Origin of the sequence: Fulvimarina pelagi HTCC2506, assembly GCF_000153705.1 — a bacterium.
GTDB lineage: Bacteria > Pseudomonadota > Alphaproteobacteria > Rhizobiales > Rhizobiaceae > Fulvimarina > Fulvimarina pelagi.
Genome location: NZ_DS022272.1, coordinates 1,692,927 through 1,718,152 on the forward strand (window position 1 = coordinate 1,692,927; position 25,226 = coordinate 1,718,152).

22 protein-coding genes and 1 riboswitch are annotated in these 25,226 nt (G+C 61.6%); of the genes, 9 read left to right on the forward strand and 13 right to left on the reverse strand.

Translation table 11 applies throughout. The features are described from left to right. Positions 1 to 61: 61 nt before the first annotated feature. Positions 62 to 340, forward strand: a complete 279-nt coding sequence (locus tag FP2506_RS07955) for a DUF1236 domain-containing protein (RefSeq protein WP_007066924.1) — start codon at positions 62 to 64, stop codon at positions 338 to 340. Between the two features lie 63 nt (positions 341 to 403). On the opposite strand, the gene FP2506_RS07960 is transcribed toward FP2506_RS07955, so the two are convergent. Continuing rightward, positions 404 to 928 carry a GNAT family N-acetyltransferase gene (locus FP2506_RS07960; RefSeq protein WP_007066925.1) on the reverse strand — a complete coding sequence of 175 codons (525 nt, stop codon included), beginning with the start codon at positions 926 to 928 and terminating at the stop codon, positions 404 to 406. Positions 929 to 1,286: 358 nt separating this feature from the next. On the opposite strand from FP2506_RS07960, the gene FP2506_RS07965 reads away from it, so the two are divergent. After that, the gene (locus FP2506_RS07965) at positions 1,287 to 2,288 is read left to right on the forward strand and encodes a glutathione S-transferase family protein (RefSeq protein WP_040489564.1); all 1,002 of its coding nucleotides are present in this window, start codon (positions 1,287 to 1,289) and stop codon (positions 2,286 to 2,288) included. 18 nt (positions 2,289 to 2,306) lie between these two features. On the opposite strand, the gene FP2506_RS07970 is transcribed toward FP2506_RS07965, so the two are convergent. Next, entirely contained in the window at positions 2,307 to 2,768 is a 462-nt protein-coding gene (locus tag FP2506_RS07970; protein WP_007066927.1) for an NUDIX domain-containing protein, read from the reverse strand. 59 nt (positions 2,769 to 2,827) lie between these two features. Here FP2506_RS07970 and FP2506_RS07975 point away from each other — a divergent pair, with 59 nt between their 5' ends. Beyond that, positions 2,828 to 3,763: a metallophosphoesterase family protein gene (locus FP2506_RS07975; protein ID WP_007066928.1), complete on the forward strand. Its 936-nt coding sequence runs from the start codon at positions 2,828 to 2,830 to the stop codon at positions 3,761 to 3,763. A gap of 78 nt (positions 3,764 to 3,841) precedes the next feature. Here FP2506_RS07975 and FP2506_RS17965 read toward each other — a convergent pair whose 3' ends face one another. From FP2506_RS17965 to FP2506_RS08005, 6 genes are all read right to left on the reverse strand, one after another. Beyond that, a complete protein-coding gene (locus tag FP2506_RS17965) occupies positions 3,842 to 5,896 on the reverse strand; it encodes a putative bifunctional diguanylate cyclase/phosphodiesterase (protein ID WP_007066929.1) in 2,055 nt (684 codons plus the stop codon). A 324-nt stretch (positions 5,897 to 6,220) separates the two neighbouring features. Next, the gene (locus FP2506_RS07985) at positions 6,221 to 6,853 is read right to left on the reverse strand and encodes a hypothetical protein (protein WP_040489569.1); all 633 of its coding nucleotides are present in this window, start codon (positions 6,851 to 6,853) and stop codon (positions 6,221 to 6,223) included. A gap of 192 nt (positions 6,854 to 7,045) precedes the next feature. Next, complete coding sequence (leuA, locus tag FP2506_RS07990; RefSeq protein WP_040489571.1) at positions 7,046 to 8,725, reverse strand: 2-isopropylmalate synthase; 1,680 nt, start codon at positions 8,723 to 8,725, stop codon at positions 7,046 to 7,048. A gap of 527 nt (positions 8,726 to 9,252) precedes the next feature. Further along, positions 9,253 to 9,969 (reverse strand): DUF1013 domain-containing protein, encoded by a 717-nt coding sequence (locus tag FP2506_RS07995; RefSeq protein WP_007066933.1) that lies wholly within the window; start codon positions 9,967 to 9,969, stop codon positions 9,253 to 9,255. 165 nt (positions 9,970 to 10,134) lie between these two features. Beyond that, positions 10,135 to 11,166: a sodium:calcium antiporter gene (locus FP2506_RS08000; protein ID WP_007066934.1), complete on the reverse strand. Its 1,032-nt coding sequence runs from the start codon at positions 11,164 to 11,166 to the stop codon at positions 10,135 to 10,137. Between the two features lie 112 nt (positions 11,167 to 11,278). Continuing rightward, positions 11,279 to 12,298: an NAD(P)H-quinone oxidoreductase gene (locus FP2506_RS08005; protein ID WP_007066935.1), complete on the reverse strand. Its 1,020-nt coding sequence runs from the start codon at positions 12,296 to 12,298 to the stop codon at positions 11,279 to 11,281. A 407-nt stretch (positions 12,299 to 12,705) separates the two neighbouring features. Between FP2506_RS08005 and rcdA the strand changes: the two genes are divergently transcribed. From rcdA to trxA, 4 genes are all read left to right on the forward strand, one after another. Further along, entirely contained in the window at positions 12,706 to 13,236 is a 531-nt protein-coding gene (gene rcdA / locus FP2506_RS08010) for a protease adaptor protein RcdA (protein WP_081448300.1), read from the forward strand. A 79-nt stretch (positions 13,237 to 13,315) separates the two neighbouring features. Beyond that, a complete protein-coding gene (gene addB / locus FP2506_RS08015) occupies positions 13,316 to 16,465 on the forward strand; it encodes a double-strand break repair protein AddB (RefSeq protein WP_007066937.1) in 3,150 nt (1,049 codons plus the stop codon). Continuing rightward, complete coding sequence (addA, locus tag FP2506_RS08020; protein WP_007066938.1) at positions 16,462 to 20,097, forward strand: double-strand break repair helicase AddA; 3,636 nt, start codon at positions 16,462 to 16,464, stop codon at positions 20,095 to 20,097. Before addB ends, addA begins: the two co-directional genes overlap by 4 nt. Before the next feature lie 56 nt (positions 20,098 to 20,153). Next, a complete protein-coding gene (trxA, locus tag FP2506_RS08025; protein WP_007066939.1) occupies positions 20,154 to 20,471 on the forward strand; it encodes a thioredoxin in 318 nt (105 codons plus the stop codon). 252 nt (positions 20,472 to 20,723) lie between these two features. Here the strand turns inward: trxA and FP2506_RS18960 are convergent, their stop codons facing one another. The 4 genes from FP2506_RS18960 to FP2506_RS08040 all read right to left on the reverse strand — a co-directional run bounded on the left by FP2506_RS18960 (position 20,724) and on the right by FP2506_RS08040 (position 22,835). Then, the gene (locus FP2506_RS18960) at positions 20,724 to 20,861 is read right to left on the reverse strand and encodes a hypothetical protein (RefSeq protein WP_007066940.1); all 138 of its coding nucleotides are present in this window, start codon (positions 20,859 to 20,861) and stop codon (positions 20,724 to 20,726) included. Between the two features lie 163 nt (positions 20,862 to 21,024). After that, on the reverse strand, positions 21,025 to 21,696 hold the full coding sequence (gph, locus tag FP2506_RS08030; RefSeq protein WP_007066941.1) for a phosphoglycolate phosphatase: 672 nt from the start codon (positions 21,694 to 21,696) through the stop codon (positions 21,025 to 21,027). Next, positions 21,693 to 22,250: a thioredoxin family protein gene (locus FP2506_RS08035; protein ID WP_007066942.1), complete on the reverse strand. Its 558-nt coding sequence runs from the start codon at positions 22,248 to 22,250 to the stop codon at positions 21,693 to 21,695. The genes gph and FP2506_RS08035 overlap by 4 nt, the downstream gene beginning before the upstream one ends. Positions 22,251 to 22,319: 69 nt before the next feature. Then, the gene (locus FP2506_RS08040; protein WP_007066943.1) at positions 22,320 to 22,835 is read right to left on the reverse strand and encodes a MaoC family dehydratase; all 516 of its coding nucleotides are present in this window, start codon (positions 22,833 to 22,835) and stop codon (positions 22,320 to 22,322) included. 186 nt (positions 22,836 to 23,021) lie between these two features. On the opposite strand from FP2506_RS08040, the gene FP2506_RS08045 reads away from it, so the two are divergent. Further along, positions 23,022 to 24,062, forward strand: a complete 1,041-nt coding sequence (locus tag FP2506_RS08045) for an alcohol dehydrogenase catalytic domain-containing protein (protein WP_007066944.1) — start codon at positions 23,022 to 23,024, stop codon at positions 24,060 to 24,062. A 75-nt stretch (positions 24,063 to 24,137) separates the two neighbouring features. On the opposite strand, the gene FP2506_RS08050 is transcribed toward FP2506_RS08045, so the two are convergent. Continuing rightward, positions 24,138 to 24,623 (reverse strand): Lrp/AsnC family transcriptional regulator, encoded by a 486-nt coding sequence (locus tag FP2506_RS08050; RefSeq protein WP_007066945.1) that lies wholly within the window; start codon positions 24,621 to 24,623, stop codon positions 24,138 to 24,140. A gap of 147 nt (positions 24,624 to 24,770) precedes the next feature. Then, positions 24,771 to 24,999, forward strand: a riboswitch (cobalamin riboswitch). 35 nt (positions 25,000 to 25,034) lie between these two features. Between FP2506_RS08050 and FP2506_RS08055 the strand changes: the two genes are divergently transcribed. Then, positions 25,035 to 25,220, forward strand: coding sequence for a CbtB domain-containing protein (locus FP2506_RS08055; RefSeq protein ID WP_007066946.1), 186 nt, complete (start codon positions 25,035 to 25,037; stop codon positions 25,218 to 25,220). Positions 25,221 to 25,226: the final 6 nt, after the last annotated feature.

Sequence of the window (25,226 nt, forward strand, 5' to 3'; positions counted from 1 at the left end):
GCGCAAAATCATCTATCATGACCGCATGCGCCAAGAGCGCACATACACGCAGGAGCCTGCAATGTCCCGGTTCGGTATCACATGGGCTGCCGCTCTCGCCGCAAGCCTCGGCTTCGTGACCGTGAGCGCGCAAGCAAAAGTCAACGTCGTTCAGTTCGCCGCCAGCAATCCGGTAGCGAACGCGTCGCTGCAGAACCCGCCGTCACTCGGCGCATCAGTTCCTTCTTCGGTCAATCTGCAGTCCATCGATGGTGCATCGAATTTCGGCTACTTCTACTACAATGGACAGCCGGTCATCGTCGATATGAGGACGCGCGCCATCGTCAAGATCGGCGCCTGACGCGCGAGCTTTTCACTCTCAGTCAAAACGCGCCTTGGCGCTACGCCCGAACCATTCGTGGGTCTAAAGCTGAAGAAACAGCGTTCTAGCGGGATCGACCGGCCGCGGAAGAACGATCCGCTTCGGCTCGATAGCGCGGTAGCCTAGGGGTGCGTAGTAGGGCGTGTCGCCGACAAGGTATATCGCGGCGAACCCCTCCATCTTTGCCCGAGCAGCCGTGTGCCGCATCAACGCCTTGCCGATCCCTCTCCCTTTGAGGTGCGGTCGCACCGCGAGCGGTCCCAGCATCAGCGCCTTTTCTGGAGCGGAGGGAAGCTGCGTCACACGAACGGAACCGGCGATGAATTCGCCGTCGCAGGCGACGAAACATAGGTTCGGAACGACCGAAAAAAGCTCCCTCACGCGCTCGGCGGCCCGAGCGTAGCGACCCGGCCCGAAAGCATCGTCAGCGATTGTTTCCACGACCTGAGCATCCTCGGGAGTCTCAGGTCGATAGATGATCTTCGAAAGATCCAGCGCCGGCAGGGGGCCGGTGGTCGCGGCTACGGATACCGCCGCGGCGGCGGGTCTGGCTTGTGATGACATCATGGAACGATCGGCGATACGAGCGGTTCGACAGCGGGAACGGCGCTTCGCCCGTTCTGTCGAACGCCGCAAAGCGCGATGGACGGCGCTATGTGCGCCACATCTCGCTTCGTCGCTGCCGTCTGTCGATCATGTCCGTTCCTGATCACGTCTGCGAGGCCCGGTGCCCTGCGGCACCCCGAGTTTCGCCGCTTTTAGCAACCCAAAGCGGGTTCGTCCACAAGCCGAGTCACCTCCGAAATACACAGCGTTCAGCGAAGGCGTGATCGGTGCGTTCGCAGGAACAGTGCACGTGGCCTGAGTGTTGCCTCGCTTGAGTCCGCGCAAAGTGGACTCGATGAAGAAACGATAGGAGATGACGATGGGCCTTCTCGTCGACGGCCAGTGGCAGGATAAATGGTACGACACGGATTCGACGGGCGGCAAGTTCGAACGTCCGACGACCGACTTCAGGGGGTGGATCACGCCTGACGGCTCGCCGGGACCGGATGGTCAGGAAGCTCAGGAAGCGGAAGCCGACCGCTACCACCTCTACGTCTCGCTCGCCTGTCCTTGGGCTCACCGCGTCCTCATTACCCGCAAGCTCAAAGGCCTGGAAGACGTCATCTCTCTCTCCGTCGTCGGCTACCATATGGGCGAGAGGGGCTGGGAGTTCTCCGAGCGCGATGGTGCTATCCCTGACACCGTCAACGGCAAGGACAAGCTCTACGAGGTCTATCTCGAGGCCGATCCGAACTACACCGGAAGAGTGACCGTGCCGGTTCTTTGGGACAAGAAACGCGCGACGATCGTCAACAACGAGTCGGCCGAACTGATCCGCATTCTCAACACCGGCTTTTCCGAGTTCGCAGACAACACGGTCGACCTGACCCCGCCGTCGCTGCTGCCCGCAATCGACGAGATCAACGCCACCGTCTACGACAACGTCAACAACGGCGTCTACAAGACAGGGTTCGCGACCTCACAGGAGGCCTATGAGGAAGCCTTCGACGAGCTCTTCGAGACGCTGGAGATGCTGGAAAGCCGGCTGTCGAGCCAGCGATATCTCGCAGGCTCCTACCTACCGACCGAAGCGGACTGGCGACTTTTCACGACGTTGATCCGTTTCGACGCGGTCTATCACGGGCACTTCAAATGCAATGCCAAACAGATCGCCGACTACCCGAACCTTTTCGGCTATATGCTCGAACTCTTCCAATGGCCAGGGATCGCCGAAACGGTGAATTTCGACCACATCAAGGGTCATTACTATACGAGCCACAGCACCATCAATCCAACCCGTATCGTTCCGAAGGGACCCCGGCAGGATCTGACCGTGCCGCACAATCGAGACAGGCTTGTTCCGGCGGAAGAGGCCGCCTGACCTGAAGGCGGCTCAAGCTCACCAGTGCGGATCGGGCGGCTCCCCATGACAGAGTTCGCCGATCCGCCGCCGGGTCGCATCAGTGACTTCTCGCGGAAGCTTCTCGATCGCAAAGAACTTCGCCTCGGCGATCTCACGGTCCGGCGTTTTCGGCTCGCTTTGGAAAACACCATCGGCGTGGAACATGAGAACGTGGTCGCGCCGCGAGTCGAGATTGTTGAAGTGCACCGAAACTAACCGCATTTCCTGCGGAACGTCGATATTCCCTTCCTCAAGAAGCTCGCGCCGCGCCGCATTCTCGGCGGTCTCGCCCGGATCGACGCCGCCGCCCGGCAAATACCAGCCCGGCACATAGGTGTGGCGAACGAGAAAGATCCGGCCCTCCAGATCGAAGGCCGCCACGCGCACGCCGAGGGTCATCGGACGGGTCACGAGAAAGCCCAGATGCAGGAGGCGCGGAACGATTTTCTCAAAGGCCATCGGTTTCTCTTGGCAAGCACGGCTATAGCTAGTGCCATCAGACCCGATCAGGATAGCCAATGTTCAGACTCGCCCATCTTTCGGATATCCACCTCGGCCCCCTTCCCGAGCTTTCCTTGCGCGAGCTCGCGTCCAAGCGGGTGACGGGTTACGTGAACTGGCATCGCAACCGGCGACGCTCGATGTTCGGCGATACCTTGACCGATCTCGTGCTCGACATGAAACATCAACGACCCGACCACATCGCGGTGACCGGCGACCTCGTCAATCTGGCGACGAAAAAAGAGACAGTCGCCGCCAGGATCTGGCTGGAGCAGCTTGGCGTCCCGCACGACGTCTCTTTGGTTCCCGGCAACCACGACGCCTATGTGCCCGGCGCACTCAAACGGTCCTTCCACGAGTGGCATGACTACCTAATCGGCGACAATCCGCTGGCGGCGATCGGCAATTCGTTTCCCTATCTGAGAGTACGCGGCAAGATCGCGATCTTCGGCGTCTCAACAGCCGAGGCGAGCGCCCCCTTCTTTGCGACGGGCTCGTTTCGCCGCGGCCAGGCACTAGCGCTCGCGAAGCTCCTCGAAAGCTGTCGCAGCACCGGCCATTTCCGCGTCGTCCTGATACACCACCCTCCGATCTCAGGTGCCGCTTCCTGGCACAAGCGGCTCATCGGCAAGCAGTTCTTCTCGAAGGTGATCCGAGACGTTGGTGCTGAACTTGTGCTACATGGGCACACTCATCTCGACACGCTCTATTGGCTGGAGGGTCCGGGCCATCGCAAGGTTCCGGTCGTTGGCGTGCCTTCGGCGAGCCAATCTCCCGGCTCTGAAAAGCCTGCGGCGCGCTACAATCTGTTCGAGATCGACGGGGAGCCCGGAAACTGGTCGCTCACCCAACGCGAGCGCGGCATGCGCGAGGGTCACGAAGGGGTCGACTGGCTGCGTGAGCGCCGGCTTGTCGACGATGGCCGCGCGGTGAAGGCGAAAGCCGTCGCTTAGGAAGCTGAAAGAAACTGTCGATCATTGTTTTCCGGTCGCGGTGACCGCAAAGCATTCGTCACAAGCTACATAAGAGCCTCACGCCGCACGTTCGAGAAGACGTAGCCTCACAGATTCCCAGCGCTTTTCCGACGTTTCCTGCTCCTCGCGAATGAGTTTTTCGACGTCATCAGCCGAAAGTGGGGTGTCGTAGAGCAGGCCCTGGCCGATATCACAGCCCTGCTCCCGCATCCGCTCAGCTTGGCTCAGCGTTTCGATCCCCTCTGCGCCAGCCTTTATCCCGTACGACTTTGCAAACTTGCAGATCAACGAGACGATATCCGCCGCCCTTTCGTTCGTCTCGCTTGCCGCGACGAGTGAACGATCGATCTTGATCTTATCGAACGGGAAGTGATGGATCGATGCGAGCGAGGAGTGACCCGCCCCGAACTTAGCAAGTGCGGCAGAGAAACCGCTCTCCCGCAGCGTCTGGATGGCGTTCAGAAGCTCTTCCTCATCTCCGGAGAAGAGCGGCTCGGCAATCTCGAACTCGATGCGCTGTGGCTGAATGTTGTGGCGCACCACAATCTCCGAAACCCGCTGCAGAAAGGACGGGTCGACGAGTTCTCTGGGCGAAACATTGATAGCCGCGAAATAGGTTTCCGGCCACTTGGCAGCGTTCCGACAGGTCTCCTCCAGCACGAGAAGGCCTAGATCGAATATCGCGCCGTTGTTTTCAGCGAGCGGCATTATTTCGGGGGTGGCAATCTCCCCGAGGCCGAGATGACGCCAGCGAGAGAGACTTTCAAAGCCGAGCGTTCGCCCTGTCTTGAGGCAGGTGATTGGCTGAAACTCGACATGTATCTCGCCGCTTCGGATCGCGCCGTCGATATCATAGTGGATGGGCTCGGCCCGCGCGGGCTCCGAGGCGAGTTCTTCGCTGTAGACACGATAGCGTCCACGGCCTGCGTTCTTCGCCGCGTAGAGCGCCGCGTCTGCCTGACGCGTCAGGCTCTCGATGCTGATGCCGGCCGGAGACGGCAGTTTGCTGATACCGACGCTCGCTGAGATATCGAGCCTTTGTTTACCAATGATGATCGGCACTGCGATTGCCTGCAGGATGTGCCTGCAGGCCACCTCGCCGCGGGCGACTGCCGTTTTCCCGGAAAGTACGACGGCGAACTCATCCCCGCCGATCCGGCAGACGAATTCGTCATCGTGGCAAATCTCCCGAACCCGGCTTGCTACCGTCCGAAGGAGTTCGTCCCCGATGTGATGGCCGAGACCGTCATTGATTGATTTGAAGTTATCGAGATCGAAAAGGATAATGGCGCAATCGGCATCCTTCGGCAGTCCCGCCACGTGCCGGTCGAAACCGACGCGATTGCCGATGCCCGTGAGCCCATCGAGGCCGACCGCGCGCGCAAGGCGTCGGTTCTGGACGACGATGCGCCAGACGAGCAGCACGCACAGTCCGATAGCGATCCCGACGATCGCACCGATCGCCAGAAAAGAGGCCTGTAGCCTTGCCTGCTCGGCAGCGACTGCATCCTGAGCCTCTTCGTTGTAAAGCGCGTTGAACTGAAGCGCGTCTGCCGCAACCCGGTAGACGTTCTCATAGACTTCGATGGAATTCGGCTCGGTCAGCCTCAGGTCGATCAGAGGTTCGAGCGCGCGAATGCCCGACTGCACGTGATTGAAATAGTTGGACAGACCTTTTGAGGCTGCCTTCATCTTGATCTGAGAAATGCGTGTGCGCAGCCGGTCGTAAAGCCCGGTGGCGTCACTCAAAGCTTCGGTAGGGTTCAAGACATCATGTTGGACGGCGAGCGTCAGCCGGAAGGCGTCGTTGATGAGACGCTCGCTTGCCGACGGGTCGAATTTGTCTGACGCGCTCTGGAGGCGGGCCTGGTTGTCCATGACGATACCCGCAGTCAGCGCTGCGAGACAGACGATGGCAACCGTGACCAAGCGGAGCAGGCGGTCGCCGCGCAGGAGTATCTTGAGCCAGCTGACACTGGGGATAGACACACGGAAGCGTTTCCGAGAACCGAGCAGCGGTCGGTCACGGCGGTCTTCGGCCTTATCGGTCGCATCCCTTCCGGACCTACCGGCGATCTTCTGCCCTGCCGGTCCGCCGCCGAGATCTCTCATCGTCACCTTCGCCCCATTCGTTGGCGCAAGCTTGATGAAATTGTATTAATTTTCCCACCCATAGGCCCCAGCCATTTCAAAGGGTTGGACAAGAGACCTGTGGACGAGTTTTTAAATTGCGCAATTGTGAGTGCGTCGGAACAAACCGTCATCTCCAGCCTGTTCGTCTCGACTGGCATTGGAGGCATCACGACAAGCGCACGTCCGAATCCGTGCGAGGCGCGACCAAGGCAACATTTGCTCGAATTGTCTCAGCACACGATACTCTGGGGCGCAGCGAAACATGTCCGAACACTGACGATCCCAGGACGAGGCGACCGAAGCCTAGAGCAGGTAAAGATACGATAGCAGCAGCGGGATACCGGCACCGACGACGGTGCCGAGCAGGAACCACACGAGTCCGACGATGAAACGGCTTCCGCCACGGTCAGGCCCGTCTTGCGAAGCCGTCGTATTTTCGCTTGCAGCCATCGGCTCGACGCCACGTTCGGGCTGGGTACGCGTGCGTGCAGGATCGCTTGCTTTTTCACCGATGCCATCGTTGACGGCGAAGGCCTTGTCCCGTTCAACGATCCGTTCTGCGACGTAAGTCGTGACGTAGTCAGCGATTTTGCGCGGTTCGGTGGACTCTGCGAGGGTGACGCGCCCGAGACGCGTCTCGCGCACGAACCGATAGGTCCGTCGGTCCCGCGCCATCGTCACATGAGCGGTGCCGTCGACCCAATATCGTGACGTCGCGCCACCCGAGAGAACGAAATCGAACAGATCGTCCGCATCGAGCTCGTCGGCGATCGGCTTCATTTCCTCCGCTAGAATCTCCAGCCGGGCACGATCAGCCTCGCGGATATCGACAACGACATCGGATCTCTGGGCTGCAGCGATCTTCGCGGCCCTTACGGCATCGGCGAGGCGCCTCGTCCCTGTAAGGGGCGTGACTTTCTCTGTGCTCTCCGCCATCGACGTCTGCCTCATCCGCAAAACCGAATTCCCTTTAATCTATCGGCGATGTGCGGCGGTTCCAAGATAATTGCGAGGCGAGGGTTCAGTTCTGAGATAGCAGGAGAGCGACTGTACCGCCTTACGTTTCGAAACGAACCAGTCGCTCCATTCTGGGACATCGTACTGGTTCAGTTTCGACACCCTGCTTTCTTATTGCGCGGCGGAAGACGCGAGAATTCTGTTCGCGGCCGACAGAATCGCAACCAGCGAGGCAGTCACGATATTCTTGTTGATCGCAACGCCAAACAACCGACCGCCAGCATGGGCAATCTCCATGTAGCAGATCGCCCTCGCATCTGAGCCTGTGCCGAGGGAATGCTCGGAATAATCGTGGACGGCGATGTCGACGCCGATATGCCGCGACAGTCCATCGATAAAGCCGTCGATCGGCCCGGTACCCCTGCCAGTGATGACGATCTCCTCGCCGCCGTCGACAATCGTTGCTTCGACAATGCGTCCCTCGGCGACGTTGGAGTCGGGCTTGGTGACGTGATTGACGAAGCGAAGCCGGCCTTCCGGCTGGGTCACATAACGTTCGATGAACCGTTCGTAGATGCGGTTCGCCTGAAGCTCTCTCCCCTCCTCATCAGTTATCCGCTGTACGTCCTCGCGGAACTCGACCTGCAGATTACGCGGGAGGTTGAGACCGTAATCCTCCTGCAGAATATAGGCGATACCACCCTTGCCCGATTGGGAGTTGATGCGGATGATCGCCTCGTAAGAGCGGCCTACGTCTTTCGGGTCGATTGGCAGATAGGGCACTTCCCAGAGCGGCTTGTTCTGCTGCCGCACAGCCTTCATGCCCTTGTTGATCGCGTCCTGATGGGAGCCGGAAAACGCCGTGTAGACCAGTTCGCCCACATAAGGGTGCCGCTCTCCAACGGCCAGTTGGTTGCAATACTCGTAGACGTCCTTGATCCGGTTGATATCGGAGACGTCGATCAGCGGGTCGATGCCCTGCGTGTACATGTTCAGCGCCAGGGTGACGATATCGACGTTCCCGGTCCGCTCACCGTTGCCGAACAAGGTGCCCTCTACCCGGTCACCGCCCGCCATCAAAGCAAGTTCGGTCGCCGCCACTGCCGTACCGCGATCGTTGTGCGGATGGATCGAGACCAAGAGGTTCTCGCGGTTGTCGAGGTTACGGCACATCCACTCGATCTGGTCGGCATGGATGTTCGGCGTCGACATCTCCACCGTCGCCGGCAGGTTGACGATCAGCTTGTTCTCAGGCGTTGGCTGAATGATCTCGGCGACCGCGTTGCAAACCTCGGCCGCGAACTCCAGCTCGGTGCCGGTGAAGCTCTCCGGCGAATACTGGAAGCGGTATCCGCCGCCGGCCTTTGCCGCCATGTCCGCGATCATCTTCGCGGCATCGGTCGCAATCTGCTTGATCCCGGCGCGATCCTTGTCGAAGACGATCCTGCGCTGCAATTCGCTTGTCGAATTATAGAAGTGGACGATCGGCTTCACCGATCCTTCCAGCGACTCGAACGTGCGCGAAATCAGTTCCGGTCGGCACTGCACCAGCACTTGCAGCGAGACGTCGTCAGGCGTCCCGCCCTCCTCGATACACCAGCGCACGAAGTCGAAATCGGTCTGGGATGCCGAAGGAAACCCGATCTCGATTTCCTTGAAGTTCATCGCGAGCAGCAGCGCGAAGAACCGGGCCTTGCGCTCGTGGCCCATCGGATCGACCAGTGCCTGGTTACCGTCGCGCAGGTCGACAGAACACCAGATCGGCGGTGCGTCGATGGTTTTCGTGGGCCAGGTACGGTCCGGCAGATCGATCTGACCATACGGCCGATACTTCTCCGCCGCGTTGGTCATCGTCTTGCCGCGACCTTCGGGAAACGGCTTTCTCGCCTCGATCGTCGTATCGCTCGCAGGCATCGGAACATTATGGATCGCAGACATCGTCGGTCCTTCAATCGCCTTCTCGATCGGTAGGCTACACGGAGATCACGCCGTGCGTCATTCGCGATCGGATCGAACTTTTCAAGCCGCGCATGAATACGCGGCGCATCGGTCTTGAGATTTGAAGGAGCGAAGTCTGCGTGGCGAGAGAGCCTCTGTCAGACCTGAGACGACCGCCTGACGCCCCTTGCTTAACGGGCCAGACGGTCGCGTCTAAGCAGAAGAAGGAGGCCATTCAAACGCAAGCGGACCGCTATAGTGGCGGCCTCTTCCGTTGCACTGATGGTCCTCGGGCTGATCATGGCAAAAAGATGCTTCAGGCTCGGCAGGAAGACAAGCCCTAATTTGCTGCACAAGCCGAAGGCCGACCCGGCAGTCCAGGCCGCCCTTGGTATTTTAGTTCATGACGAGGTCGACAAAACCTGCCGACTCTCTTCAGCTTAGCGATCGTCCCCGTCTTCGTCCTCGCTCTTGCCCTTCATGGACGAAAGCTTTGCGAACACCGCGGCTTCGTCGAGCTCGCCATCCTCTCGATCGGAACTGCGCGAGCCAGCACCGGCCGAGACCCAGTTCTCCGTTTGGGAAGCCGAGAGGAGGCGTTCTTCCTCAGCGAGCTCTTCAGGCTTCGGCGGCAAACCGCGTGTCGCCTTCTCGACTTCCAGATCGAGATCGATCTGCGTGCAGAGGCCCAGGGTCACGGGATCCATGGGAACGAGATTTGCAGAGTTCCAATGGGTGCGCTCGCGAATGGCCTCGATCGTGTTTTTGGTCGTACCGACGAGGCGGGAGATCGCCGCATTCTCGAGCTCAGGATGATTGCGCAAAAGCCAGAGAATCGCGTTCGGCCGATCCTGGCGCTTGGAAACCGGCGTGTAGCGCGGAGCCTTGCGCTTCGCTTCAGGAACACGAACCTTCGGCGGCGCGAGCTTCAGCTTCAGCTTGCCGTTCTTTTCCGCCTGCTCGATATCGTCGCGCGTCAGCTGGCCATTCAGGATCGGGTCGAGACCCTTGATTCCCTGCGCAGACTCGCCATCGGCAATGGCCTTGATCTCGAGAGGATGCATCGAACAGAAATCGGCGATCTGGTCGAAGGACAGGGACGTGTTATCGACGAGCCAGACGGCGGTCGCTTTTGGCATCAAGAGTTGCTGGGCCACGAATACAATCCTTCTCTTGCCCCGCTCCGGAGAGGCGGGCTGTGGATATCACCACGATGTCCGGGAAATCGGTCTGTGTTATAGGACTTTGCGAGTCACGCCGCAACAATCCGGACATGTCAAATTTGAAACGTATGCGCGTGGTCGGGCCATGTCCGCTTCGGTTCAGATCAAGAGCACCACCACGGAGAGACCGTAGAGCAGAAAGACGCCCGTCGATTCGAAGCCGATATTGAGGAAACCTTTCTTTTCGCGCTTCATCATACCGAGCAGTATCAGCGTCACCATCAGCATGGCGAAAAGAGCTGTTGCCTGGTCGTCATCCGTCGCTGACTTGTAGATCGATTCGCCTGAAACAAAATCGGCCGCCGACAGGAACAGGACCTCGAACGCGTTTCCGCCGATGATGTCGCCGACTGCAAGACCGACTGCGCCGATCCTTACGGCCGCGATCGCTGTTACCAGTTCCGGCAGAGAATTCGCGATGGCTGTAAAGGTCGTTCCGAAAAGGGTCTGGGAAATACCCGTCAGCTCGACGAGCGCAATCGACGCCTCGCCGATGGTGTAGCCGGCGATGGCCGTGATGCCGGCAAAGAGCAGAAAGAGCAGCCAGAGCGTTCGATCAGGACGGTCGTCATCGCTTTCGGAGGCGTCGGATTCCTCCTCTCGCGTCTCATCCGTCTGCTTGGCGAACCACATGTCCTCGGTCCGGATCTGCCGTAGCAAAAGAAGGCCGGCGATATAGGTGATCGGCAGAATAATCGAGATGGGATGGGTGCCGAAAACGCTGAGGCCCGTCGTGACCGAACCGATCAGCGCCATGCAGAGCAGGGCGTTCAGCAGGATGCCCTGCGCGAGTGCCACCGGCGTCGCAGCAGCGTGTTCGAGATTTGCGCGACGATAGAAGAGATCGGCTACCGCAATGAAGAGCGTCTGTGCGGTCAAACCGCCGAGCGCGTTTCCGATCGCGAGCTCCGGAAAGCCCTGATAGGCCGTTGAGACGGACGTAATCGCGCCCGGCAGCGAGGTCGATACACCCACGAACAGGGCGCCGGCGACGACTTCACCCATGCCGGTGCGATCAGCGAGTTCGTCAGCGATCACCGAAAGCTTGACCCCGGCGAATGCGATTGCCGCGGCCGACACGAGGAAAAGGATGACGTTCCCTGTGAATCCGAGACCCGAAAAGTCCATCATGAAAAAGGTATTACCAATGGATGTCGCTGCATCGCGCCGTGACGCTTGAAGGCGTAACCGTGGACCGGCCCCGCTTTCGATCGAGTAGATGCAAACCTGCTGATGAGAAACGTCACTCCATGCGGCCGGTGGTCAGAACGATCTTCCCGATATGATCCTGATCGAGATGGCGGTGCGCCTCGGCCGCCTGTTCCAGCGGATAACTCTTCTCCATCACCGGACGGACCTTGCCGTTTGCCAATAGCGGGATGACGAGGCGCTCGATATCGCGGGCGATATCGGCCTTGAATTCGACGGAACGCGCCCGCAGCGTCGATCCCGTGAAGACGAGCCGCTTCAACATGATGCGGCTGAGATCGATCTCAGCCTTCGGGCCGTTCAGGAAGGCGATCTGGACGATACGTCCTTCCACTGCCGCGCATTTGAGGTTTCGGTCGGCGTAGTCGCCGCCAACCATGTCCAGTATCACGTCTGCGCCGCGGCCACCGGTCGCTTCTTTGACACCTTCGGCAAAGTCGGCCTGCCTGTAATTGAAGCATATTTCTGCGCCGAGCTTCTCGGCCGCTGCACATTTTTCCGCGCTTCCCGCCGTCGCGAAGACGCGAGCGCCGAACTGTCGGGCGAGTTGGATTGCTGTCGTGCCGATGCCGCTGGTCCCACCATGGACGAGGAACACCTCGCCCTTTTTCAGTCCGGCACGCATGAAAACATTGCTCCAGACCGTGAAGAAGGTCTCCGGAATAGCAGCCGCTTCATCTAAGCGCATACCGTCCGGCACCTGGATCGCGTTCGTCTCGTGAACCGTCACCGCCTCGGCATAACCGCCCCCCGGCACGAGGGCCATCACCCGATCGCCAATCTCGAAGCGAGAAGCGCCCTCGCCCAGCCTATCGACGAAGCCCGCGACTTCCAGACCGGGCCAATCCGGTGCGCCCGGAGGCGGCGGATAAACACCCATCCGCTGCATGACGTCCGGACGGTTGACGCCGGCGGCTGCGATGGCGATGCGAATCTCGCCTTTCCCGGGCTCCGGCGTCGGCCGCATCTCGGGCACGAGCACCTCCGGCCCGCCCGGTCCGTTGAGCCCGATGATGCGCATATTGTTCGCCTGAGCCACGTCCCGTTCCTTCATAAATTGCCGCTGGGCGCGGCACTTAGTGAAGAAATCGATGATGGGGAGGTTGTGCGTTAATGCTTGGTCAAGGTTTACGTTGTTTTATGTTCTTAGTTCGAAACCGGATCACCTGATCCAAAGACGAATAGGCCGGGCTCTCCGCGAGAGCCTTGCTTGACGCCTCCCTGTTGAAACTCCTGAGAGCCGTTTTCGACGGCTCTTTTTTTCGTGCGAAGCCGCTTCGGCTCGATGACGGCGCTGTTGTTCGTCGCAACCTCATGCTACTCATCCACAGGCGCTTTTCGGCGTTAACCGTTCTTAACTGCGGTTTCTTGCGTTCGCGTCGTTAACCCGGCATCTTCGCGCCGGTGATGAGGCCGGCTTGCGATTGACGATGCCAGGCGAGTGGAGCACCTTTCGAGTTCATGAGCCACAGCACGAACGACAGCCCTAACGCCACAGCGCCGGTGCGCCTCGCCGAACACAAAGCCCACAGCCGCGCCTTCCAGCCTATCTTCGACGAGGGCATGACGCTCGTCGACGAGACGGCGAACTATCTCGACGGCGAAGGCCGTACAGCCTCCAAAGCGCTGCCGAAGTCGGTCTCGACGCTCTATGCCGCCGAATCGATGCGCCTCACCACGCGCCTCATGCAGATGGCCTCCTGGCTGCTCCTTCAGCGCGCCCTCAACGAGGGCGACATGACGCGCGCGCAGGTCGAGTCTGAAAAGAAGAAGGTTCGCCTCAACAGCGAGGTCGAGACGTCATCGGACGCGAATTACGTCCATCTCCCGGACGAGTTTCGTGATCTCGTCATGCGCGCGACCCTTCTCGAACGTCGCATCGCGATCCTCGATCGCGAGCTCTATGGTGTATCGCGGAACATCGATGAACGGCCGATCGGAAACCCCGTCGGCGAGCAGATTAATCTACTGAAGACAGTATTCCACAGGTAGCAACACGCTCCTCGAAATTGGCCTGAATAAAACAGGAACATCCCTTTCCAAAAGAACCGCGACGCCGTACCCTTCGGCCATGCGCGCCAACATTTTCTCGATTCCGCTCCGCTGCCCCTTCCTGCCGACGCTCGCAGCCAGCCTCCTCGACGGCCATCTCGACGTCGGCTACCGCTACGACGGCGATCCGCTCTCCCTCGCCGATACCTTGATCTATGTGCCAACCCGGCGCGCCGCTCGCTCGCTCGCCTTCGCATTCCAGGCGCGCCTGGGCGATGGAGCCGCTATCCTGCCGCAGATCCGACCGATCGGCGAAGGCGACGAAGCCGAACTCCTGCACGGTGTCGATTCGCCAATGGCGTTCGAGCCTGTGATAGGCGAACTCGAACGCCGCCTCGAACTCGCCCGCCTCGTACGTCGCTGGCGGTCGATGACGCGACAGGCCGAATTGAAGGCGCTTTTCGGATCGGACGACGCGGTCCTGCCGGCTTCGGCCGCCGACGCGCTCTACCTCGCCGCCGATCTCGGGACGTTGCTCGACGAGATCGAGACCGAAGGAGTGCCGTTCTCCCAGCTTGGCCAACTTGCGCCGGAGGAGCTCGCCGAGTGGTGGCGGCTCACCCTCACTTTCCTCACCATCGTCACACAGCACTGGCCGGAGCAGTTGAAGGCCGATGGCCGGATCAGCGAGGCCCGCGCAAAGAACGACTGGCTGAAGAACGAAGCGGATCGGCTGCGCGACCACCCGCCCACAGGCCCCGTGATCCTCGCCGGCTCGACGGCGACCGCCCCGCAGACGATCGCGCTGATGCGTGTCGTCGCAAACATGGAGAAAGGCGCAGTCGTTCTGCCCGGCCTCGATTTGCTTCTCGATCAGGCCGCATTCTCGATGATCGATCGCACCCTCGCCATCGCATCGCCCGGCCATCCGCAATACGGCCTCAAACGCATTCTGGACGGCATACTGATCGACCGGGACAGCGTGGGCGTACTCGAGTCCGACAAGCACCTGATCGCCCGCGAACGGTTCCTCTCCGAAGCGCTCCGCCCGGCAGAGACGACTGAGCATTGGAGCAAAAGCGGCAGCGCCAACGGCGAAGACGCCCTCGACGGCCTGACCCTGATCGAGGCGACCGAGCCCCGCGAGGAAGCGCTCGCCATCGCCTGCGCGATGCGCGACGCCCTCTCCGATTCGAAGGCGACCTGTGCACTGATCACGCCGGACCGCAATCTCGCTCGCCGCGTGGTCATCGAGCTTGAACGTTTCGGCATCCGCGCGAACGACTCTGCCGGCCGCCCGTTGAAGTCAACGGCACCCGGTACCTTGGTCCTGACGCTCCTTTCCGTCGCCTTCACACCGGGCGATCCCATTCCCCTTCTGGCGCTTCTCAAGCACCCGCTCGTACGGCTTGGCATGACTTCCGCTGAAGCGCGTCGCGCAGCCCGCGCGATCGAGCTCATCGCCCTGCGCGGCTCCGTCGAGATCGCGGATGCGGCGAAACTCTCCGAAATCGTCGACCGGCGCCTTCTCGGCTCCGCGCGACCCGTCGACGATGAAGCGGCTGCTGAAGTTACGAAACAGGATCGCATCCGCCTGTCGCGTCCAGCGCAGCTTGTCTCGAAGGAAGATCGCGAACTCGCCAGGCGTTTTGCGCAGGCTTTCGAAGCCTCGATCTCCCCCTTGATTGCGTTGCGCGGAGAGGCGACCCGGGAGCTCGCCGACTATACGGCCGTGCTCACGGAAGTGCTCGAAACGCTCTGCCGCGACGAGAATGGGTACCCGCGCGAACTCTACGCCGAGGAACCCGGTCACGCCTTGAAGGATTTTCTTTCTAGCCTCGTCGCCTCGCCGCGCACAGGCTTCGACTTCCCTGCAACCGAGCTCGAAGACGTCGTCGACGCTCTTATGGCCAGCGTGACCGTGCGCCCGCGGGGCGGGCTCTCGGCTCGCGCATTCGTCTGGGGCACGCTCGAAGCCCGCCTCCAGAGCGTCGATACGGCGATCCTCGGTGGCCTCAACGAGGGCACCTGGCCGGCAGGCGCGAAGAATGGCGCCTTCCTGTCACGCATGATGCGCCGAGACATTGCGCTCGACCCGCCGGAGCGGCGCATCGGTCTCGCCGCCCATGACTTCTGGATGGCGATGGGGGCGCGGCGGGTCATCCTCACCCGTTCAACAAAGCAGGACGGCGCGCCCACAATTGCCTCACGTTGGCTCCAGCGCATTGCCGCCCTCGCCGGCCCCGAACGCACCGGCGACCTGAAGCGACGTGGCATCGTCTATCTCCACGCAGCGCGCCGCCTTGAAGAATCCTCGCGCACGGCAATCGCCGCTCGTCCCGAGCCGAAGCCGCCGGTCGAGAAGCGCCCCAGGCGCTATTCCGTTACCGAGGTCGAGACGCTGATCCGCGATCCTTATGCGATCCACGCCACGAAGATCCTTCAGCTGGAACCGCTCGATCCGCTGATGCGCTCGCCCGCAGCCGCCGAACGCGGCTCGCTCTACCACGCGATCCTGTCGGATTTCGTTCAGAACGGTCTCGACCCGATGGCCGACGCTGCGCTCGACCAACTGCTTGAAATCGCCCGTGACCGGTTCGACAAAGAGCAGCTCCCGGCCGAAATCGAGGCCTTCTGGTGGCCGCGCATGGAGGCGATCGCAAGCGGATATCTCGACTGGGAGCGCGGGCGCAACGCAGACGTCGCCGTCCGCCATGCCGAGATTAAGGGCAGCATCACGGTCACCGGCATCGACGTCGAACTTGTCGGAAAGGCCGACCGGATCGACGTCATGCGCGACGGATCCATCGAGATCATCGACTTCAAGACCGGAACGGCGCCCTCTGTCGCCCAGGCCCGTAGCCTCCTTGCGCCGCAGATGCCACTTGAGGGCGGCATGGCTTTACGTGGCGGCTTCGAGGACGTGAAGGATGCGGATCGCATCCACGATCTCACCTATGTCCGGCTGCGCGAGCACGAGGTCTATCCCGAAGGGCTCGCAAAACCCGCGACAAAAACCGCCGAAGCCGTCGATCCGATGGACCTCTCGGTCAAGGCCATCACGAAGTTTGAGAGCCTCGCCGCGAAATTCCAGAAACGCGAGACGCCTTTCACCTCGCGCTTCCGGCCCGCCTATGCGGGCGATTTCTCGGGAACATACGATCATCTTGCGCGCGCTCGCGAATGGGCCGTTGCAGGCGGCGCGACCGAGGGAGCCTCAGACGAATGAGCAGCTTCGCCGTCAGCGCCTACACCGCCGAGCAGCAGCGCATCGCCGCCGATCCTAACCTCTCGGTCTTCGTTTCGGCCAATGCCGGCGCCGGCAAAACGCATGTCCTCACCGAGCGCGTCATCCGGCTTCTGCTCGCCGGCTTCGATCCCTCGAAAATCCTCTGCCTCACCTTCACCAAGGCCGCCGCTGCGGAGATGTCGAACCGCGTCTTCGCCCGCCTCGGCGCCTGGGCGGTGATGGATGGCGAAAAGCTCGCCGACGAGATCGCAAAGCTCGAAGGCCATACCCCAAAACCTGAGCGCATCGATCAGGCCCGCCAGCTCTTCGCCCGCGCGCTGGAAACGCCGGGCGGGCTGAAAATTCAAACGATCCACGCCTTCTGTGAGGCGATCCTCCACCAGTTCCCGCTTGAAGCCAATGTTGCCGGCCATTTCGAGGTTCTGGACGATGGCGAAAGCCGCCTCATGCTGGGCGAGGTCCGACGCCGGCTCGTCACTGGCGCGGCGGCACTCGCGGCCGGTCGAGAAGCAGCCGACGAACTGCGCGAAGCTTTCGCCGAAGCCCTCGCCATCGGCGGGGAATTCGGGTTTGATGGGCTCCTCACCGAGATCGTCCAGAAACGCGACGATATCCGCCGCCATATCGAAGGCTGTGGCGGGCTCGAAGGCGCAATCGCTTTTCTGGCCGATGCGCTTGGCATTGATCCGAACACGGACGAGGCAGCGATCATCTCCGTCCTGGGTCCCATCCCCGGCTTGGACCCGAGCACTTGCGAGATCGTCCGGCACCTCGCCGAGCGCAGCGACAAGAAGACCGATCAGCGCCTCGCCGAATCGCTGCCGGACCTCGCCGCCGCGGCCGATCCGCTTGAACGCCTCGCCCTTCTCAAGCAGATCGTCATGACGCAGGCCGGCGGCCGCCGCGCCTCTGTCGCGACCAAGGTGGTGACCGGCGAACTGCCCGATCTCGACGAGCGGGTCGCGGAGGCGCAGGAATATGTGGAAACCGCGGAGGACCGCCTCGCAGCCTTGAAACTTTTCCGCGCCTCGCGCGCCGCGCTCGTCATCGCCGATGCGCTGGAGCGCGACTACGCCCTCTTGAAACGACGCCGAGGCCGGCTCGACTTCACCGATCTCATCGCCCGCACCGCCGACCTCCTCACGCGGTCGGAAGCCGCTTCCTGGGTCCACTACAAGCTCGATCAAGGCATAGACCACATCCTCATCGACGAGGCACAGGATACCAGCCCGCGCCAGTGGCAGGTGATGCGCCAGCTCGTCGACGAGTTCTTCGTCGGCCGCTCAACCCACAACCGGACCCGTACGGTCTTCGCGGTTGGCGACGAGAAACAGTCGATCTACTCCTTCCAGGGCGCCTCGCCGCACATGTTCGATCTCGAACGGCGCGTCGTGAAAGCGAAAGCCGACGAGGCCGGACTAAAATTCACGCCGGTCTCGCTCAACCAGTCATTCCGCACCCTGGAAACCGTTCTCGGCGCGGTTGATCAGGTCTTCGAGGCGCCCGAGAATCGCAGGGGTTTGTCGACGGGCGGTGAGCGGCCAACCCACACCTCGGCGCGTCAGGACGGCGAAGGCCTCGTCGAGATTTGGCCGACCATCCGGGCCGAAAGCACGGTCGAACCCGATAACTGGCTCGATCCAATGGACGAGGAACCGAAATCCTCCCCCGCCTATCGCCTTGCCCAGCGCATCGCCGACCAGATCGCGGAATGGCTCGGCGATCCTATCGTCGAGAAAGGCCGCATCCGTCCGCTCGATCCTGGCGACGTCATGATCCTCGTGCGCAAGCGCACCAACTTCATTCCGGCCATGGCCGCAGCTCTGCGCGAGCGTGGAATCTCCGTCGCCGGCGCCGACCGGCTGACCATCACCGAACACATCGCCGTCCAGGACCTCATCGCGCTCGGCCGGGTCGCGGCGAATTTCGAGGACGACCTTTCGCTCGCCGCCCTTCTGAAGAGCCCGCTTTTCGAGTTCACCGACGACGAACTGATGGCCCTCGCTCTCTCACGGGGTCCTCTTGAACATCTATCCGCTGGCCTCCGCAAGCTCGGCGGCGAAGAAGGTCCGGGACGTGTTCCAGACTGGTTTCCGGACGGCGAGCCCGCCGCACGCCTGCTCGAAAAGGCGCATCACGCGATCGAACGCCTCGACGAGCTTCGAAACCGCACCGGCTTCGAGTCCGTCTTTACCTTCTACGCACGCATTCTTGGCCCGGAGGGTGGCCGGTCGAAGCTGATGGCACGGCTCGGACGTGACACGGCCGACGTCATCGATGCCTTCCTCGATCTTGCACTTTCGGAAGACACGGCCGGTGTCTCCGGTCTCGACGCGTTCCTGAGCGATCTCGAAGCCGCGCCGCCCGAGATCAAACGTGAGATGGAAGGCGGTCGAGGCGAGGTACGGATCATGACGACCCACGCATCAAAGGGCCTGGAGGCACCCGTCGTCTTCCTCGTCGATCCGGGTTCCGCCCCGTTCCATGGCTCGCATGGCTCACGCCTGATGCGCTGGGAGGAGATGCCCCGCCTCCTCGCCGATCAGGCCCCGGGCTTCCTCTGGCGCGCCGCGAAGGAGGTTGAGAATTCGGCTATCGCGGCCTTGCGCGAAATCGAAAAGCAACGTGCGGAAGAGGAATATCGCCGCCTCCTCTATGTCGGCATGACGCGCGCCGCCGAACGGCTCGTCATCTGCGGCATGGCAGGCACCCGTGGCCCCAGCGAAGAGGCCTGGCGCGAAAAGGTCGAGTCGGCCCTGAAACCGCATGCCGAGGAAATCACCGATATGGCCGGCGACCCGGTGTGCTGGCGGATCGGAAGCCGTCGAATGGGAAAGCCGGAAACAGAGCGGCCGGATGCGGCTAACCTCGCCGTTCGCGCACTCGACCTGTCGAGACTCGAAGAAGAGGTCGCTCCGCCGCGGCCGCTGACACCCTCTTCCGCCGGCGCCGCTTTCGAGGCGGACGAACTGGAATCCAGCGTGCTCGAAGAGCAGAACACAGCTGAAACGGCTTATGCCTCTCCGGTCCTCGGCACCGCCGCGACGCCCTCGCTCGGCATCCAGCGCGGTCTCGTTGTCCACCGGCTTCTGCAGCATTTGCCGACGCTCGCGTCCGAAGAGCGCGAGCGAGCGGCTGAAGCCTATGTGCGGCGCGCCCTCCCCCAGGTCGGCGACACGCATCGCAAACAGCTTCTCGCTTCAGTTCAACGCCTGATGGACGATCCGGCCTACGCTGCGATTTTTGCCGAAGGCAGCCGCGCGGAGGTCGCGATCGCCGGGACGGTCCGCATCGGCCGGACGAACTACGCCGTCAACGGCACGATCGACAGGCTGGTGGTTACCGATAGGGATGTCCTCATCGTCGATTACAAGACGAACCGTCCGCCCCCCCAGACGCTGGCCGAAGTGCCGAAGGATTATGTCCGCCAGCTTGCCATCTATCGTGCACTCGTCATGCAGCTCTATCCCCATCGCCCGGTGCGGACCGCCCTTCTCTTTACCGAAGGTCCGCATTTCATCGCGCTCGACGAAGCCATGATGGAGGGCGCACTCGGCAATATGGAAAACGGTTCTCCACCGCAGCTGAAACAGGGCATGTCGTCCGCTTGAATCCATCTTCCCCAGCGTCTACCTGTCAGCCGACAGCGAACTGATTGGAGCCCCCCATGGCCACGAAGACCGTTACCAAAGATACCTTCCAGAACGACGTCCTCGGCGCGTCGAAGCCCGTCGTCGTCGATTTCTGGGCAGAGTGGTGCGGCCCTTGCAAGATGATCGCGCCAAGCCTCGAAGAGATTTCGGAAGAAAACAGCAATGTCGAGATCGCCAAGGTTAACATCGACGAAAACCAGGAACTCGCCGTACAGTTCGGCATCCGATCGATCCCGACGCTGATGATGTTCAAGGACGGGCAGCACGTCGATACGCTGATGGGCGCGCAGTCGAAGTCGAAATTGGCCTCTTGGATCGATAGCGCGAAGTAAGCCTTCCGGCGACACGAAGCTGCACATTCTGAGCCCGGTGGCCCTGCCTGCCGGGCTTTTTCATGTCGCGATCAAGAGGAAGTCGATGCAGCGATATGCGAGTCTGAAGGCACTGCGGGCCTGATAAGTTCTAGATCTCGAAAAGGCCGGTCGCTTGCTCTCGGCCCGTAATCACCATCGAGGGTATGGCCTCGGCCTTGTTCGGGTCATCGGCCGTTCCGGCTAGAGTTCCGTGGCCGGTTGCGGCACTGATCAGCCCGATATCAGAGCTACGGAGACGACCGCAGCCCACGAAATGAGCGCGGCGGCGAGAATGGCGTTCTCGGCGAAACGATAGTTCATCAACATGGCGTCCTTTCCCGCACCGTCCTCATCGGTGCCGTGCCGCATCACGTTTAAGAGATATCCTACGACCTCGGCTTCGCAACAGTTTGTTCGCCGCAGGCTTACTGATCGGCTGACGGAAAAGTCGAAAATTCTTTCAAAAGCAGGGCTTTCGCGCGCCCTCCGCCAATCTGGGCGAAAAATGGACAACATATCACATTCGCGTGATTTATCTGAAGAGCGTGGAAAGTTGGCTCAGGAGATCAAGGCGATGGGTCGGATCGAGCGACTCGATCGAAAGTGTCGTGTAGCCGCCCCTCAATGCCGCGACCGCCATGCCGGCCGCCTTGGCCGCTGTCACGTCGTTCTCGCTGTCGCCGACGAAGAGGCAATTGGCAATTTCGACCTCCAGCTCTCGGGCCGCGTGAAGCAGGAGATCAGGCGCAGGTTTCTTCGCCGGCCCCGCGTCGCCGCCGACAACGAGATTGAAATGCCGCGCAATCGCGAAGTGCTCGAGAATCGAAAGCGCTGGCGCTTTCGGCTTGTTCGTCACCAGCGCCGTCTTCGCGCCATGGGCGCGGCTGGCTTGCAGCGCCTCCGCAGCCCCGGGGAGCAGCGTCGTCAGCCGGGTCGCACGCGGCTCGTAGAGTGCCACGAAGCGTTCGACGAGGGCCGCCCGTTCGCGTTCGGCCAGCACATGCTCGCGGCGCGCCAGTGCCCGCTCGACGAGCAGCGCGACGCCACCACCGACCATAGTGCGGACCTCACTGAGCTCGAACGGCGCGACAGATCGCTCCGCCATAGCCTCGTTCAGCGCCTCGCGGATGTCCGGCGCTGAGTCGACCAACGTCCCGTCGAGGTCGAAAAGAACAGCCTTCGGCCAGCCGTCCGCCTGCGTCACGCAGCTTGCTTCCACTTGATTGAGCAGCCCATCGACGGCACCTGCTCCCGCGGCGCCTCTCCGGTCGACGCGACCTGCTTCATCGCTTCAAAGAGCTCGCGCCGCTCGTCGCCGGTCGGCTTCTTCGCACCCGCCGCGTCCATCCGGCCACGATATTGCAGTTCGAGATCGCCATTGAAGCCGAAGAAGTCCGGCGTACAGACCGCGCCGTATGTCTTCGCGACGCGCTGATCGGCATCGTGCAAGTAATGGAACGGGAAATCGTTCTCCTCCGCGAACCGGATCATGTTCTCGAAGGAATCGGCAGGATAGGCCTCGGCATCGTTCGAGCAGATGGCGACCGTCTCGACGCCGAGCGCCTTTAGATCATGCGCATCGCGCACCAGCCGTTCGGTGATCGCCTTCACATACGGGCAATGGTTGCAGATGAAGACGACGACGAGCCCGTTTTCGCCCTTCAGTTCGAACAGCCGATGGCTCGCACCGCCTACACCCGGCAGATCGGCATCGACGGCCTTCCAGCCAAAATCGCAGACGGGCGGTTGAGCAACCATCAAGTCTCTCCAACATCTATTAATGTGCGCCCGCGAGATATGAGCCCGGCGCGCAAAAGAAAAGCCGCCTCAGCCTTCGACCGGTCCGTCGAACATTGCGAGCGTGATCCATTCGGCAGCCAGCGCCGGCTTCACGGAACCCTCGATGGCGATTTCGGCGTTCCACGCGGTCTGAAGGCTGACCGCGCGCTCTTTGAGCCCGGTCATCCTGAAGATGCCGCGCACCCGGGCGCCGGTCTTCACCGGGCTTAGGAAGCGGACTTTGTCGAAGCCGAAATTGACGCCCATTTTGGCGCCGGTCACGCCCGGCAGCGCATCGTAGGCGAGCGTCGAAAGCAGTGACAGCGTCAGGAACCCGTGGGCGATCGTGCCGCCGAACGGGCTCTCGGCTTTCGCGCGCTCGGGGTCCACATGGATGAACTGGTAGTCATGCGTCGCGCCGGCGAAGGAATCGATCATCCTCTGGTCGACGGTCAGCCAGTCGGATGTGAAGGCGTCGCCGCCGATATAGCTGCGATAGGTATCGAGCGGCACCAGCCGTTCCTTGAGGCGCCGTTCCGTCTCTTCGACCGATGTCAGGGGCATGGCATTCCGTTTGTTCGGGCGTCGTCTCGCAGGGGCGGGAGGCGCTCCCTGCACCGGGCCGTTATATCGCGGCGCGGGAAGATTTCGACCCGCATCTCCAGTCTGCCGCGGTTTCGGGCAACGAAATCGACCGCCGCGCCATTCCCCGTCGAACGACGACACAGATACCAAGCATCGGAGCCCCCCATGACCGATCTGCCCGCCACCATGAAAGCCCTCGTCCTCGAGCATGACGGCTATGCCGATACCATGGAGGGACCGACGCTCGACGACCTCTCCAAATGGGTCAGCCTGAAGAAGATTGACGTCCCGAAGCCGGGCCCGCGTGGCGTCGTCGTCAAGATGGCCCTCGCCAACGTCAACCCGTCCGACATCCACTACATCAAGGGCGAATACGGCAAGCCGCGCGAAAAGGGCATGCCGGCGGGCTTCGAAGGCTGCGGCACGGTTGTCGCGGCGGGCGAGAGGGCGCAAGAACTGGTCGGCAAGCGTGTCGCGGTCTCAGCCAGCCAGGGCGGTTCGGGCACCTGGGCCGAATATGCCATGACCGACATGGCAGCCGCCGTCCCCGTCTCCGACCAGCTGCGTGACGAGGATGCAAGCGCGCTCTTCGTCAACCCGCTGACGGCCTGGGCGATGGTCGATCTCGTCAAGCAGGCGGGCGCGAAGAGCTTCGTCATGACCGCGGGGTCCAGCCAGCTCGGCAAACTGATGGCCTCACTCGCGAAGGAACGCGGGCTCCACTCGATCGCCACCGTCCGCCGCGAGGAGCACCGCTCGCCGCTCGAAGGCCTCGGCGTCGGCACCGTCCTCAACACGGCGCGCGACGACTTCCCGACCATGCTGAAAGAGGCGATGAAGCAGCACGGCCCGAAGATCATGCTCGACGCCGTCGGCGACAAGGCTTCGGCCGCGATCTTCGCCGCGATGCCGGCAGGCGCCCGCTGGATCCTCTACGGCAAGATGAGCCCGGACGTGCCTGACCTACCCAATCTCGGCCAGCTCGTCTTCATGAAGAAGAAGATCGAGGGCTTCTGGCTTTCGGAATGGATGGGCGAGGCCTCGCCCGAAGAGCGGCAGACCGCCTTTGAGGCCGTCCAGCAGCGCTTCATCGAAGGGAGCTGGAAGACCGACGTGGCCGAAACCCTAGCCCTCGACGAAGCCCCGAAGAGACTTGCAAAGGCAATGGAAGGTATGAACCGTGGTAAGATCCTGCTGAAGCCATAGTGTTTCGAGCATTCCAACCGACCATCGGCGCAAGGGTTTCGCCATTCCCGCCAAGATTGGTCGTCTCAAACGACATCAAACCTCACGCGTTTCCTTGTCAAAGATCATGTAGTCCAGCGGCAGTTCCGTTGTCGATTTGATGCGCTCCATGGCGAACGCAGAGGAAACGTCGCGGATCTCTATCTTCTCGATAAGCCGTTTGTAGAACGCGTCGTAGGCCGAAATATCGGGTACGACGACGCGCAGCAGATAGTCCACATCGCCGCTCATGCGGTAAAATTCGATGACCTCCGGAAAAGTCGAGATCACTTCCGAGAAACGTCGCAGCCATTCGGTCGAGTGCGAATTGGTGCGGATCGAGACAAAGACGGTGACCCGGGTATTCAACTTCTCCGGATCGAGAATCGCGACCCGCCTTTGGATCACACCTTCTTCTTCCAGTTTCTGGATCCGCCGCCAGCAGGGCGTGGTCGACAACCCGACGCGCTTGGCGACATCGGCGACCGCCAGCGTCGAATCTGCCTGCAGCAACCTCAGGATCTTTTTGTCGAGCCGGTCCATGCGTGCCTCGTCCCCGATTCAGTCAAGCTGAGCCTAACCCGTTCAATCCCCTTACCGAAGCCTGCCCTGCCGCGATAGGGACCACTGACACGTCTCTTTCTTGAGTAGGCACGCGGTAAGAACGGTAGCCTCGGGCATCTTACTCCACTATGGTTTCCGGTGTTCGGTCCATTTCGCCCCAAACGGAGCGAAAGGATAATAGGGAACACGGAAGGAACGGACGCAGACCGCGCGTTCCCCACCGTGGCCGCCCCCGCGACTGTCAGCGGTGAGCGCCCGTCCAAGAACCACTGATTCGCTCATCTTGCGGATCGGGAAGGTGGACGATGCGCATCGACCCGCAAGCCAGGAGACCTGCCGAACGCGAACGACCCATCAACCGCCGTCGGGTGGACGGCTTCGGAGAAAGACATGAAAGCCAATTTCCTGAAGAATCACTCCAGCGCGACAGGCGCTAGGACCAGCGATCTCGTCTCGATCGTGGCAGCGGCCCTCATCGGGGTCGGCATCATCTGGACGGTCGGTATGGCGCAGGCGGCAACGCTGCATGACGCGGCACATGACGTGCGCCACACCACCGGTTTTCCCTGCCACTGATCGGGA